The 11,493-nt window shown below is 69.2% G+C and carries 14 protein-coding genes and 1 pseudogene; 5 read left to right on the top strand and 10 right to left on the bottom strand.

Translation table 11 applies throughout. The features are described from left to right. Positions 1 to 5: 5 nt before the first annotated feature. Complete coding sequence (gene map / locus ACFOWZ_RS03430) at positions 6 to 821, bottom strand: type I methionyl aminopeptidase (RefSeq protein ID WP_382368479.1); 816 nt, start codon at positions 819 to 821, stop codon at positions 6 to 8. Between the two features lie 124 nt (positions 822 to 945). Here map and ACFOWZ_RS03425 point away from each other — a divergent pair, with 124 nt between their 5' ends. Continuing rightward, positions 946 to 1,500, top strand: a complete 555-nt coding sequence (locus ACFOWZ_RS03425) for an EF-hand domain-containing protein (protein ID WP_382368476.1) — start codon at positions 946 to 948, stop codon at positions 1,498 to 1,500. A 39-nt stretch (positions 1,501 to 1,539) separates the two neighbouring features. Here the strand turns inward: ACFOWZ_RS03425 and ACFOWZ_RS03420 are convergent. Beyond that, positions 1,540 to 1,815 (bottom strand): annotated as a pseudogene (locus ACFOWZ_RS03420) (tannase/feruloyl esterase family alpha/beta hydrolase); the annotation flags it as partial. On the opposite strand from ACFOWZ_RS03420, the gene ACFOWZ_RS03415 reads away from it, so the two are divergent. The 3 genes from ACFOWZ_RS03415 to ACFOWZ_RS03405 all read left to right on the top strand — a co-directional run bounded on the left by ACFOWZ_RS03415 (position 1,816) and on the right by ACFOWZ_RS03405 (position 3,242). Further along, the gene (locus ACFOWZ_RS03415) at positions 1,816 to 2,097 is read left to right on the top strand and encodes an acyl-CoA-like ligand-binding transcription factor (protein WP_382369096.1); all 282 of its coding nucleotides are present in this window, start codon (positions 1,816 to 1,818) and stop codon (positions 2,095 to 2,097) included. A gap of 93 nt (positions 2,098 to 2,190) precedes the next feature. Then, on the top strand, positions 2,191 to 2,844 hold the full coding sequence (locus ACFOWZ_RS03410) for a Crp/Fnr family transcriptional regulator (RefSeq protein WP_382368473.1): 654 nt from the start codon (positions 2,191 to 2,193) through the stop codon (positions 2,842 to 2,844). 68 nt (positions 2,845 to 2,912) lie between these two features. Continuing rightward, entirely contained in the window at positions 2,913 to 3,242 is a 330-nt protein-coding gene (locus ACFOWZ_RS03405) for a hypothetical protein (RefSeq protein WP_382368470.1), read from the top strand. Between the two features lie 76 nt (positions 3,243 to 3,318). Here ACFOWZ_RS03405 and ACFOWZ_RS03400 read toward each other — a convergent pair whose 3' ends face one another. The 7 genes from ACFOWZ_RS03400 to ACFOWZ_RS03370 are packed head-to-tail and all read right to left on the bottom strand — an operon-like array spanning position 3,319 to position 10,127. Beyond that, the gene (locus tag ACFOWZ_RS03400; protein WP_382368467.1) at positions 3,319 to 3,768 is read right to left on the bottom strand and encodes an SRPBCC family protein; all 450 of its coding nucleotides are present in this window, start codon (positions 3,766 to 3,768) and stop codon (positions 3,319 to 3,321) included. Then, positions 3,765 to 4,544 carry an SDR family oxidoreductase gene (locus ACFOWZ_RS03395; protein WP_382369093.1) on the bottom strand — a complete coding sequence of 260 codons (780 nt, stop codon included), beginning with the start codon at positions 4,542 to 4,544 and terminating at the stop codon, positions 3,765 to 3,767. Before ACFOWZ_RS03395 ends, ACFOWZ_RS03400 begins: the two co-directional genes overlap by 4 nt. Continuing rightward, positions 4,544 to 5,692 (bottom strand): sulfotransferase family protein, encoded by a 1,149-nt coding sequence (locus ACFOWZ_RS03390; RefSeq protein ID WP_382368464.1) that lies wholly within the window; start codon positions 5,690 to 5,692, stop codon positions 4,544 to 4,546. Before ACFOWZ_RS03390 ends, ACFOWZ_RS03395 begins: the two co-directional genes overlap by 1 nt. Further along, positions 5,689 to 6,744, bottom strand: coding sequence for a DUF1214 domain-containing protein (locus ACFOWZ_RS03385; protein WP_382368461.1), 1,056 nt, complete (start codon positions 6,742 to 6,744; stop codon positions 5,689 to 5,691). Before ACFOWZ_RS03385 ends, ACFOWZ_RS03390 begins: the two co-directional genes overlap by 4 nt. A 58-nt stretch (positions 6,745 to 6,802) precedes the next feature. Continuing rightward, positions 6,803 to 8,578, bottom strand: a complete 1,776-nt coding sequence (cysC, locus tag ACFOWZ_RS03380; protein WP_382368458.1) for an adenylyl-sulfate kinase — start codon at positions 8,576 to 8,578, stop codon at positions 6,803 to 6,805. After that, positions 8,578 to 9,465 carry a sulfate adenylyltransferase subunit CysD gene (cysD, locus tag ACFOWZ_RS03375; protein WP_382368455.1) on the bottom strand — a complete coding sequence of 296 codons (888 nt, stop codon included), beginning with the start codon at positions 9,463 to 9,465 and terminating at the stop codon, positions 8,578 to 8,580. Before cysD ends, cysC begins: the two co-directional genes overlap by 1 nt. After that, positions 9,462 to 10,127: a 3'(2'),5'-bisphosphate nucleotidase CysQ gene (locus tag ACFOWZ_RS03370; protein ID WP_382368452.1), complete on the bottom strand. Its 666-nt coding sequence runs from the start codon at positions 10,125 to 10,127 to the stop codon at positions 9,462 to 9,464. The genes cysD and ACFOWZ_RS03370 overlap by 4 nt, the downstream gene beginning before the upstream one ends. Positions 10,128 to 10,200: 73 nt before the next feature. On the opposite strand from ACFOWZ_RS03370, the gene ACFOWZ_RS03365 reads away from it, so the two are divergent. Further along, complete coding sequence (locus tag ACFOWZ_RS03365) at positions 10,201 to 10,818, top strand: TetR/AcrR family transcriptional regulator (protein WP_382368449.1); 618 nt, start codon at positions 10,201 to 10,203, stop codon at positions 10,816 to 10,818. Here the strand turns inward: ACFOWZ_RS03365 and ACFOWZ_RS03360 are convergent. Beyond that, entirely contained in the window at positions 10,805 to 11,446 is a 642-nt protein-coding gene (locus ACFOWZ_RS03360; protein WP_382368446.1) for a hypothetical protein, read from the bottom strand. The genes ACFOWZ_RS03365 and ACFOWZ_RS03360 overlap by 14 nt on opposite strands. Positions 11,447 to 11,493 lie beyond the last annotated feature (47 nt).

Here is an 11,493-nt window from a genome sequence, read left to right as displayed (position 1 = left end):
CATGGTTACCCGAGGCCGTCGGAATTCGCCACAGTGCTGGTCACGGCCTTCTCCGAACGTCGGCGCGTCAGCACCAGCGGCCCGTCCGCGGTGATCGCGACGGTGTGCTCCGAGTGCGCCGTGCGGGAGCCGTCGGCCGACCGCAGCGTCCAGCCGTCCTCGTCGAAGATGATCTTGTCGGTGGTCGCGGCGAGCCACGGCTCGATCGCGATGGTGAGGCCGGGCTTGAGCTTCATGCCGTGTCCGCGCCTGCCGTTGTTCGCCACGTGCGGCGCCTCGTGCATGGTGCGGCCGAGCCCGTGCCCGCCGAACTCCAGGTTGCACGTGTAGCCGAAGTCCGCCGCCACCTCACCGATCGACGCGGAGATGTCGCCGAGGCGGTTGCCGACGCGCGCGGCGTCGATCGCGGCCTCCAGGGCGACCTCGGTGGCACGGATCAGGCGCTGGTCCTCGTCGCGGGGCGTGCCGACGATGATCGAGACCGCCGAGTCCGCCACCCAGCCGTCGATGCCGACGGCGATGTCCATGGTCAGCAGGTCGCCGTCCTGCAGGACGTAGCTCTTGGGCAGGCCGTGCAGCACCGCGTCGTTGACCGACAGGCAGATGACGTTGCGGAACGGGCCGCGGCCGAACGACGGCGAGTAGTCCCAGTAGCACGACACCGCGCCGCGCTCCTCGATCATGCGGCGCGCGTGCAGTTCGAGATCGACCAGGTTGACGCCGACCGCCGCTCTCGCGGAGAGCTCGTCGAGCACCTCCGCGATGAACTGACCGGTGACGTGCATGCGCGCGATCTCCGCAGGCGACTTGAGCTCGATCAACGTGTTCCTCCGTGTGCTGGTTCCGGTATAACTATACCGGCGTCGCGGAGACGGCTGAACAACACCACCCAGGCGGGGGACGCGCGTTGCGCGAAGCACCGTCGCGTCAGCACAGTGCCTGGGCATGAAGCAGGTGCTGCACCACAGGATCGACTCGACCTTCGCCCACTACGACGTCAACGGCAACGGCGTCATCGAGCTCGCGGACATCTACGCCCTGGCCAACAGGCTGCTGCGGGCGTTCGGAGAGCCCGCGTCGTCGGAGCGGGGCCGCGACCTCGTGGAGGCGTACGACAGGTTCTGGGAGGTGCTGGCCGAGCTCTGCGACACCGACCGCGACGGCAGGATCGGGCCGGAGGAGTACCGCGAGGCGATGATCGAGGCGTTCGTGGACGGCGGGCCGTTCGAGGCGGAGTTCCTCGAGATCGTGCAGTCGTTGCTGGACATCGCGGACACGAACTCCGACGGGCGGGTCGACGCGGCCGAGTTCGGGGTGCTGCTCAAGGCGCGCGGCCTGTCCGAAGAGGAGTGCGGGATGGCGTTCGCGCACCTCGACACCGACGGTGATGGCGCGATCAGCGTGGACGAGTACGTCGCGGCGGTCCGGGACTACTACACGAATCCCGCCGAGGACACGCCCGGCAGCTGGCTGTACCCCAAGGCGTTGCAGCACGCCTGACGAAGTGGGGGACGACGAAAGCCGTCCCCCGAACCGTTTCTAGCGGATGCAGCGGTAGCTGGAAGCGACCTTCGGGTCACCGTGCAGGTACCGCGACACCTGTGGGTACGGGCACAGGTGTCGCGTGGTGTCGGCCGTCGCCGCAGTCAGCGTCGCGGGAGCCTTGCCGTGCTCGACCCAGCCGACCAGCTGGCCGAGCGGGTTGGTCGGCTGCGGGCTGTTGCCGCCGAAGCAGTGGTCGACGCCCGGTGCGGTGAACAGACGGTAGAAGTCGTTCACGTACCCCATGCGCCGCTCGACCTGGTCGTGGTGCGCCTGACCCACGACGAACCGGCGTTGCGCGCCGCCTACCTGGTCCTGCGCGAGCGAGCGGAAGACGCCCTGGCCGAGGTCCTCGCCCGCCGACTGGGCCAGCCCGCCGACGCGATCGAGGTCCGGGTGCAGGCCGCGGCCATGAGCGCGGTGCTCAGGGTGGCCACCGACGACGTCGCCCAGGCGGCGGTCGAGGGCGTCACGACGGAAACCCTGGAACGCCACCGCGAGCAGATGGCCAGCGCGGTGAACCGGGTGCTGCGCGGCCTGTCCCAGCCGCGGTAGTCCTTGCTGGCGGGAATCCCTTGGTGTATTCCCGCTTTGATTTAGATCGATCGGGGCAATGTGCGGCGTGCGCTTGCCTGAATCATGAGAGGCATGGGGATTGACAGGTCTTTCTGGGGGTTGCTCGACGCCGCCGATCGCACAGCGTTGCGAGGTTCGGCGACCTGCGTCGAATTTGCGCCCGGATCGGTGATCTGCCACCAGGGTGACCTGTCGCGGAACGTGTTGGTGGTCTCGCGCGGCCGGGTCCGGGTGAGCCGGTTCGCGTTGAGCGGGGAGGAGACCGTGCTCGCCGTCCGCGGTCCCGGCGAGATCATCGGCGAGCTCTCAGCCGTGGACGGCAGGCGCCGTTCCGCGACGTTGACGGCGGTGGATTCCGTGTGTGGCATGGTGATCACCGCCCGTGCCCTGGAGGCGCTCTGCCGGGTGCGGCCGGGGATCACCTGGGCGATGCTGCGGGTCGTCGCGTCACGTCAGCGGGCCATGGTCGACCAGCAGGACCTGCGGACGGGGCCCTCGTTGCACCGTGTGGGTGCGATGTTGCTCGACCTCGCGCACCGCGGCGCCGACGACCTGATCGCCACGGTGCCTCTCACGCAGCGCGAGCTCGCGGGCATTGTGGGGATTTCCCGCGAGACGCTCGCGCGGACGTTGAAAGTCCTGCGGGACGCGGGAATCATCCTGACCCGGCGCAATGGCATAGAAATTCTCCGCGAGGAAGAATTGCGCGCGTTGTGTGGCATCTGACGCAGACATGTCAAGGCCCTCGCGGTTTCCTCGGAGGCACAGTTCGCCGAGTCGCACCAGGAGCCGTCATGAAGCGCAACTCACTCCCCGACCCCCACTCTCGCGCGGAGGTGTTGCGGGCTCGCCGCAAGTACACGGAACGGGTCGTGTTCGCCGTGATCTTCACCGTCGTCGAGCTGTGGGCGATCGTGGCCGTCGTCGTGTTGTTCGACGGTGGTGGCGTGCTCGCGGTGGCCGTGTCGATCGTCCTGTCGGCGGCGCTCATCGCTCTGTGGGACACCTGGCGCACGCTGCTCATGTTCGGGCGAGCGCTGCGCGCGTGGTTGCCCGAGACGCTTCCCGCGGCGGAGGAGGCGATGGAACCGGAGCGTCCACCGTCGAGTCTGCTGCGGCTCTGATGCCGGTGTGGCCGTGGCCAGGGGGTGCGGCCACACCGTGCTGTCCAGGCTGACCTGAGGTTCCGGATTCGCCCGTTCAGCCGGTCAGCTCCTTGACCCGATCACGCAGGGCGTGCGCGACCGAGTCGAAGCCCTTCTTGACGTACGCACCCTGCGCCGTGAACACCGCCTCCGCGTACTTGCCGGTGAACGTCTCGAACGTGTGGTAGCTGCACCGGTCGTCGCTCAGCGGCGTGATCAGCTGGTCACGGACGCCGAGCAGTCCGGGGAACGTGTCTCCCGTGTCATAACGCAGCAGGCGGGGCGGCTCGACGACGCGGATGTACTCGCGGCTCACCCACGTGCCCTCGCTGCCGTCCGGCTTCGGCAGGGTGAGGTCGATCGGCGAGTCGACGGCGAGAGTCGTGTCCACGGACAGGGTGTACGGATTCCACTGTGGATAGTCGGGGTAGTCGAGCAGAACGTCCCACACGAACGACGCGGGAGCGGGAATCTCCACCGTGACGGACTCGATGACGTAGCTCATGACGGCATGTACTCCCCACCGTTGACGTCCAGCACCGCACCCGTCACCTCGGACGCGTGACGTGACAGCAGGAACAGCACCGCGCCGGCGCAGGCGTCGTCGGCGGGAATGCGGCCCAACGGGTTGCGGGCCGCGATCTCGTTGTAGACGTCCTGTTCGCTGACACCGCGGCTGTCGGCGGTGAGCTTGAGGTAGAACCGCACGCCCGGTCCGTCCAGCCAGCCCAGCACGGCCTGGTTCGCGCGGATGCCGTGCTCGCCCAGCTCCAGCGCCAGGAACTTGGTCGCGGTCGCCATCGCCGCCTTCGCCACCGCGTAGCCGCCCTCGCCCCGCAACGGTGTGCGCGTGGCCATGGTGCCGATGTTGACGATCGACCCCCGCCCCGCCGCCTTCATGTGCGGCACGACCTCGCGGGTCACGTTCAGCGCGCCGTACAGGATGATGTCGACCGACCGCCGGATCGCCTTCTCCGGGGTGTCCAGCAGGTCGAAGAAACCCGGATGCCCGAACGCCGAGTTGACCAGACCGGTGATCGTGCCGAACCGGTCGACCGCGGTTTCCACCAGGCGGGCGACCTCGTCGGGCCTGCGCACGTCGCACTGCACGCCGACGGCCTCGCCTCCCGCGGCGGCGACGTCCTTCTCCACCTGCTTCATCACGTCGGCGGAGCGGGCGGCCATGACCACCTTCGCGCCTTCGGCGGCCGCGCGGACGGCCAGCTTCGAGCCCAGGCCGGGACCGACGCCGGTGATCAGAACGACCTCGTCCTGGAGCATCACAGGTAGACCTCCGAGTAGAAGGCGAAGTCGCGCCGCAGCTGGTCCTCGGAGAGTCCGAAGTCCGGTGGCGCGTAGGAGTGCGAGCCGTGCCGTTCGGTGCGGTTCTGTTCCAGGTAGGCCTCGAACGCCGCGTCGTCGGCCGGACCCGCGGGCAGCCCCAGCGCGTCGAGCACCTCGCGGGCGACCTCCACCGGTTTGGCGACGGTGTCGGCGAACCGCACGTCCACGAAACGGTCCGGGCGTGCGGCGCGGGCGGAGGCGAAGCCCTTCAGGGTCTTCGCAAACCGCCGGGACCAGTACCGTCCAATTCGGACCGGGTCGACGTCCGCGCTGTACTGCGAAGAGATCGCGCTGACCATCGACGCGTACGAGGGCACGGCGTTGACCGGTGAACGGTGGGTCATGACGATCTTGCAGTCGGCGAACTCGTCCAGCACGGTGTCCACGGCCGTCAGGTGGTGCGGCGACTTCAGCACCCAGGGCAACGCGCGAGAGGGGTTCTGCCACTGCAGCACCTGCAGCCACTCGCGCAGCTCGCGGTAGGCGGGACCCTGGTCGGCGGACCGCAGCCAGTCGCCGTACGAGGGCACCCAGTAGAACGAGTCGAAGCTCATCGAGACGAACGTGCGGTCCAGCAGGATCACGTCCTCCTCCGGCCCGTCCCACACCACCGTGTGCAGGTCGCCGAAGCCGGGAGGGAGCTGCGACATCATCTGCATGCGTTCCTGCGCACGGCGTTTGCGCTCCGGAGCCCCAGGCCCCTCGCCGGGGAACGGGATCGGGTAGGCGACCTCCCACGACAGCGTCGACGTGACCTGGGGTGACGCGGCCAGCAGCCGGTGCAGCAGGGTCGAGCCGGTGCGCGGCAGACCGCAGATCTCGGCCGCGACGCGCACCTCGACGTCGAGCACCGACGGGTTTTCGCGCTGCAACGCGCGCAGCCGCAGCCGGTCGGACAGCAGGGCGGTCAGCCGGCGCTTGGTCAGCTCGTGGCCCAGCGGTGACAGCGCGGCCTCGGTGTTGAGGGCCGTCACGAGGACGTCGAGCGGCTCGCGGAACCAGTCGTCGCCGTAGTCCGACAGTCCGGTCTTCGCCGACGCGGCGTCGAGCAGTTCCGGCACGTTCAGCTCGGTCGTGACCGTCATCGAACCTCCTCCAGCGAAACGACGCGGCACTTCGGAACCGGGTGGTCGGTGGCGCCGAGCCAGCGCAGCAACGCGGTGCCCGAGCTGTGGCCGCAGGTGTCGATCCAGTTGCCGACACCCGGATCCCGTTCCGCCACCACGATCGTGAGGCGGCCGTCGACCAGCGTCGCGGTGTGCTTGTTGACCGTGATCCGGCGCCGGTGGTCGAGCGACTCCATCCACCAGTTGTCGAGCTGGAAGTTCCAGTACGGGCAGTCCGGCACGTCGGTCTCGATCATCCACGCCTCACCGGGCTCGAGCGACCAGTACCCGTGCAGGTAGAAGATCTCCGGGTCACCGCCCGCGCGCTGGAACATCTCCTGGCCGAAGTCGGGCAGTTCGTTGGGGCGCTTCATGAACGTACGAGTCCAGTGCGCGAACGTGGCCGCGGTGCCGTGCACCGACAAGGCCGCCCGCTGCAACGCCTTCGCCAGGAACTCCGGTGTGAGCTGGGCGGGTTCGGCCGGACCGCCGACCTGCTCGATGTGCCACCGGCCGGGAATCTCGGTCTCGCGGTCGAGATATGTCTGGCGCACCACGAGTCCGGTGGAGTCGGGCGCGAGCGGCAGCCAGTTCCCGTCGTGCGGATCGGCGCTCGCGATGATCTCCACCGTGCCGTCGGGCGCGATGACGAGATCGGAGTCGGACAGCTCACCGGTGGACGCCATCGTGCCGTCCTTGGCGTACCGGTTGGCCTTGGAACCGATGCTGAAGTACGCGATGGTGCCGCGGGTCCCGGTGATCCGGTACGTCCTGTCGCCGCGGATGTTCGCGGACAGGTAGACGTTGTCCGGGTTGTCCGCGCCGATCTTCACGAGGTCCAGCTCGTGGAAGCGCGGGAAGTCGGGATCGGCGTTGTCCAGGCAGGAGTAGAGCATCTCGCGCGTGAGCCTCGCGAGGTACCGGTAGCCCTCCGCGCGGTCGAGCGGGGTGTCCGGTGCCTGGTCCGACAGGACCACCTCGCCGGCCTTCTCCAACGCCCGGCAGAACTGCGACCACGCCTGATCCGGCACCACAGCCTCCAGAATTTAGAACGTGTTCTAGCTGAACATACCTGATTCTGGACAACGTTCAACAGACGCCGAGCGTGCGCAGCCTCGCCACCACGGCCGCGGCCGCCGCCTCCGGGCTCATCGTCGTCGTGTCGAGCCTGATCTCCGGCTCTTCCGGCGGTTCGTAGGGTGAGTCGATCCCGGTGAAGTTCGCCAGCTCACCCCGCCGGGCCTTGCGGTAGAGGCCCTTCGGGTCGCGAAGCTCTGCCACCTCGAGTGGCGTGTCCACGAAGACCTCACAGAACTCGTTCTCGCCGACGAGCCCGCGTGCCAGCGCCCGCTCGGCCCGGAACGGCGAGATGAACGAGACGAGCACGATCAGGCCGGCGTCGACCATCAGCGCGGCGACCTCGGCGATGCGCCGGATGTTCTCCACGCGATCGGCGTCGGTGAACCCGAGGTCGGAGTTGAGGCCGTGGCGGACGTTGTCGCCGTCCAGCAGGAACGTGTGCCTGCCCTCCGCGTGCAGCGCCTTCTCTACCAGGTCGGCGATGGTGGACTTGCCCGCGCCAGACAGCCCGGTCAGCCACACCACGCACGGCCGGTGCCCGTTGCGGGCGATCCGCGCCTGCTTGTCGACGGTGAGCGTCTGCCAGCGCACGTTCGCCGGGCTCAACGCGAAATCGATCATCCCGGCGCCGACGGTGGCGTTGGAGAGCCGGTCGAGTACGACGAACGAGCCCAGGTCGCGGTTCGTGCGGTAGCCCTCGAACGGCACGGGGGCGTCGAAGTGCACCTTGTCGACGCCGATCTCGTTGAGCTGCAACGCCTTCGTCGCGGTGAACCCGACCGTGCGGGCGCCGATCTTCGCGAGGTACTGCCTGCCGGGCAGCAAACCGGTCTCGTTCAACCAGACCAGGTGCGCCTGGAACGAGTCGGCGACGCCCGGCGGGTCGGCGGCGTCACCCAGCACGTCACCGCGGCTCGCGTCCACGTCGTCGGCGAGCACCACGGTGACCGACGACCCGGCAGGCGCCTCGGCCAGATCCCCGTCCATCGTGACGATCCTGTCCACAGTGGAGGTTCGCCCGCCGGTGGACACCGCGTCGCCCTGGCGGAGCGTGCCGCGCAGCACCCGGCCGGACAACCCGCGGAACGTCGAGTCAGGCCGGTTCACCCACTGCACGAGGAACCGCGACGGGCCGTCCTGGGCCGAGCCCGCGTCCACGGTCTCCAGCCACTGCAACAGGGTCGGCCCGTCGTACCACGGGGTCAGCTCGCTGTGGCCGATCACGTTCACGCCCTCGGTCGCGGACATCGGCACGCACGTGATCTCGGCGAAGTCCAGCTCGGCGGCGAACTCGGCGAACTGCGCGGCGACCGCGTCGAACGCCTCCTGCGAGTAGTCCAGCAGGTCGAGCTTGTTCACGGCCACGGCGACGTGTCGGATGCCCAGCAGGGACACGATCCGCGCGTGCCGCCGGGTCTGGCTGAGCACGCCTTTGCGCGCGTCCAGCAGAATCACGGCGGCCTCGGCGGTGGACGCGCCCGTCACCATGTTGCGCGTGTACTGCTCGTGGCCCGGCGTGTCCGCGACGATGAACCGCCGTGCCTCGGTGGCGAAGAACCGGTACGCGACGTCGATCGTGATGCCCTGCTCGCGTTCCGCGGCCAGCCCGTCGACCAGCAGCGCGAAGTCCAGTTCACCGCCTCGGGTGCCGACGCGGCGGGAGTCGGCCTCCAGCGCGGCGAGGTGGTCGGCGTACAACAGCTTCGACTCGTACAGCAGCCTGCCGATCAGCGTGCTCTTGCCGTCGTCGACGCTGCCGCAGGTGATGAACCGCAGAAGCTCCATCAGAAGTAGCCCTCCCGCTTCTTGCGCTCCATCGACCCGCTCTGGTCGTGGTCGATCGCCCTGCCCTGCCGTTCGGACGTGGTGGCGGTCCGCATCTCCTCGACGATCTGCGCCACCGTCCGCGCCTCGCTGCGCACCGCGCCGGTCAGCGGGTAACACCCCAGCGTGCGGAACCGGACCAGCTCCTGACGCGGTTCCTCGTGCAGCGGCATGCGGTCGTCGTCCACCATGATCAGCAGGCCGTCGCGGTCGACGACCGGCCGCGGTGCCGCGAAGTACAGCGGTACCACGGGAATCCGCTCGCGTTCGACGTACCGCCACACGTCGAGCTCGGTCCAGTTCGACAGCGGGAACACCCTGATGCTCTCGCCGGGCGCGACCCGCGTGTTGTACAGCCGCCACAGCTCCGGCCGCTGGTTCTTCGGGTCCCACTGGTGCTGCGCGGTGCGGAACGAGAACACCCTTTCCTTGGCACGAGAGGCTTCCTCGTCCCGCCGGGCACCGCCGAACGCCAGATCGAACCGGTGCTTGTCGAGAGCTTGGCGCAGTCCCTGGGTCTTCCACAGGTCGGTGTGCCGCGCGGAACCGTGGTCGAACGGGTTGATGCCCATCGCCACGCAGTCCGGGTTGCGGTGCACGATCAGCTCCAGGCCCAGCTCGGCCGCCGTCCGGTCGCGGAACTCGATCATCTCGCGGAACTTCCACGTGGTGTCCACGTGCAGCAGCGGAAACGGCGGCTTCGACGGGTGGAAAGCCTTGCGCGCCAGGTGGAGCAGCACCGAGCTGTCCTTGCCGATCGAGTACAGCAGCACCGGCCGCTCGCTCTCCGCGACCGCCTCGCGGAAGATGTCGATGCTGTCGGCTTCGAGCCGGTCGAGGTGGTTCACGTGAGCACCTCCGCGAGTTCCTGGCGGCAGATCAGCAGGTCCGGCAGCCACGGATCGGGCTGGTTGTAGACGAGCGGACGCCCGTCGGCGCGGGAGGCGTGCAACCCGGCCGCGCGCGCCACGAAGACCGGTGCGGCCGAGTCCCACTCGTACATGCCGCCCGCGTGCAGGTAGGCGTCGGCCTCACCACGCACCACGGCCATCGTCTTCGCCCCCGCGCTGCCCATGGGCACCAGGACGGCGTTGATCGCTGCCGCCACCCGCTCCGCGCACTCGGGCGGCCGGGTGCGGCTCACCACGATCCTGGGGCGGCGGTGCGGAACCCGGGAGATCCGCTGGAACGCGGGCAGTGCGACCGCTCCCGCGACGAGCTCACCCCGTTCCCACAGCGCCACGTGCACGGCCCAGTCGGTGCGGCCGGGCTCGGCGAACTCGCGGCTGCCGTCGAGCGGATCGATGATCCACACCCGATCGGCGGTGAGCCGGCGGGGGTCGTCCGGGGCCTCCTCGGACAGCACCGCGTCGTTCGGCCGGTGCTCCTCCAGTTGCGCCGCCAGGAAGTTCTGCGCGGTGCGATCGCCGTCGCCCGGCCGGACGCTGACCAGCAGCCTGCCCGTCTCGGTGGCCAGCCGTCTTGCCAACTCGCCGTCGGTCTCCGCCATGCACTCGACAGTAGGGTGAAACCGAACAACGTTCAATATGCTTTTGAACGTTGTTCAAAGTAGGCTGCGGCTCGTGAGCACCGAGCAGACCACCGCCTGGGGTGACGCAGAGGGCAGGCGGCGCGACATCCTGTCGTCGGCCGAGCTGATCCTGGAAGAGCAGGGTTACGCCGGCCTGACCATGCGCGCGATCGCGGTGGGGGCGGGCGTCAGCTCCGGCACCGTGTACCAGTACTTCTCCGGCAAGGAGGACGTGTTCGCGGCGCTCATGGAACGCCGTCTCGACGAGCTGCAGCGCACCCTCGCGACCGTCGACCGCGGCCTCGGCATCGCCGGGGTGCTGCGCGAGATCGAACCCCAGGTCACCGAGCTGTGGCGCCGGTTCGGGCGCTCGGCCGCGCAGTGGGAGGCGAAGGTGCTCTCCGGTGGCCGCAGGGGCAAGGAGGTCGCCGGGTCCGCGCAGGACTACCGCAAGACGATCAGGGCGCTCGCGAAGGCGCTGGCCGAGACCGCGCAGCAGTGCGGTCAGACGCTCCTCGACGACCCGGCGCTGCCGCACTGGGTGTGGGACTCGCTGATCGGGCTCGCGGACGACCTGCTGTTGCAGGGCGCGCGGGCGAACAGGGTGAAACCCGCCGCGCTCGTCGAGTTCGCGACGGGTGCGATCGAACGCGGGATCATTTCCCGGTGACGAGCGAGTCCAGCGTCGCGCCTCCGTGCTCTCCGCAGTGCCGGCGTGACGCGTCGAGCGTGGCGGGCTTGTCCGCCTCGTCCTGCTGGCCGGCCTGACCGAACAGGCGCCTGAGCAGTTCCAGCTGCTCGTCCACGCCGACCCGGAGGAAGTCGCTGCACGTCGAGCGGACGGTGAGCCGGTCGTCCTGCGGCATCAGGTCCACCGGCCCGAACACGAACAGCAGCGCCACCAGGATCGCGAGACCGAACGCGATGGCTGCGCCGCCCGAGGAGCTCTTCCGCGGCGCGAGCCACGTCTCCGCCTGCTCGACGAACGGCTCGGCCGGGGTGAGGTCCGCGTCGATCCAGAACTCGAGGCTGTCGCCCCCGACGAGGTCGAACTGGACGTGCCCCGCGGCGAAGATGATCCGCACGACCTGTCCGCGCTCGTACGTTCCCGTCCAGAACGGCTCCGGCCGCACGAGCACCAGCCGGTCGGGCAGCAGGAACACGACGTCGCGCTCACCCCTGGCGAGCCGCTCGGTCTGGCCGGGCTGCACGACGGTGCCCGCCAGTCGTGCCATCACCTGGTCGTGCTCGTGCTCGTCGAGGGCCGCGGCGGCCGCCGACCACAGATCGGGTTCCACGTTCCTGCTATCGCTGCAGGAGGGGACCTGGGTTAGCCGCGAAGCCG

Origin of the sequence: Lentzea rhizosphaerae (genome assembly GCF_042649515.1) — a bacterium.
Lineage (GTDB): Bacteria > Actinomycetota > Actinomycetes > Mycobacteriales > Pseudonocardiaceae > Lentzea > Lentzea aerocolonigenes.
The sequence above is the reverse complement of the archived record's forward strand: the minus strand, read 5'-3'. Positions and strand labels throughout refer to the sequence as shown.

Coding starts and splice junctions, on each gene's coding strand:
- ACFOWZ_RS03400 (WP_382368467.1), bottom strand. CDS start 3,768: ATGAGCTACGTCATCGAGTCCGTCACGGTGGAGATTCCCGCTCCCGCG.
- cysC (WP_382368458.1), bottom strand. CDS start 8,578: ATGGAGCTTCTGCGGTTCATCACCTGCGGCAGCGTCGACGACGGCAAG.
- ACFOWZ_RS03405 (WP_382368470.1), top strand. CDS start 2,913: ATGAAGCGCAACTCACTCCCCGACCCCCACTCTCGCGCGGAGGTGTTG.
- ACFOWZ_RS03370 (WP_382368452.1), bottom strand. CDS start 10,127: ATGGCGGAGACCGACGGCGAGTTGGCAAGACGGCTGGCCACCGAGACG.
- ACFOWZ_RS03390 (WP_382368464.1), bottom strand. CDS start 5,692: ATGACGGTCACGACCGAGCTGAACGTGCCGGAACTGCTCGACGCCGCG.
- ACFOWZ_RS03410 (WP_382368473.1), top strand. CDS start 2,191: ATGGGGATTGACAGGTCTTTCTGGGGGTTGCTCGACGCCGCCGATCGC.
- ACFOWZ_RS03395 (WP_382369093.1), bottom strand. CDS start 4,544: ATGCTCCAGGACGAGGTCGTTCTGATCACCGGCGTCGGTCCCGGCCTG.
- ACFOWZ_RS03425 (WP_382368476.1), top strand. CDS start 946: ATGAAGCAGGTGCTGCACCACAGGATCGACTCGACCTTCGCCCACTAC.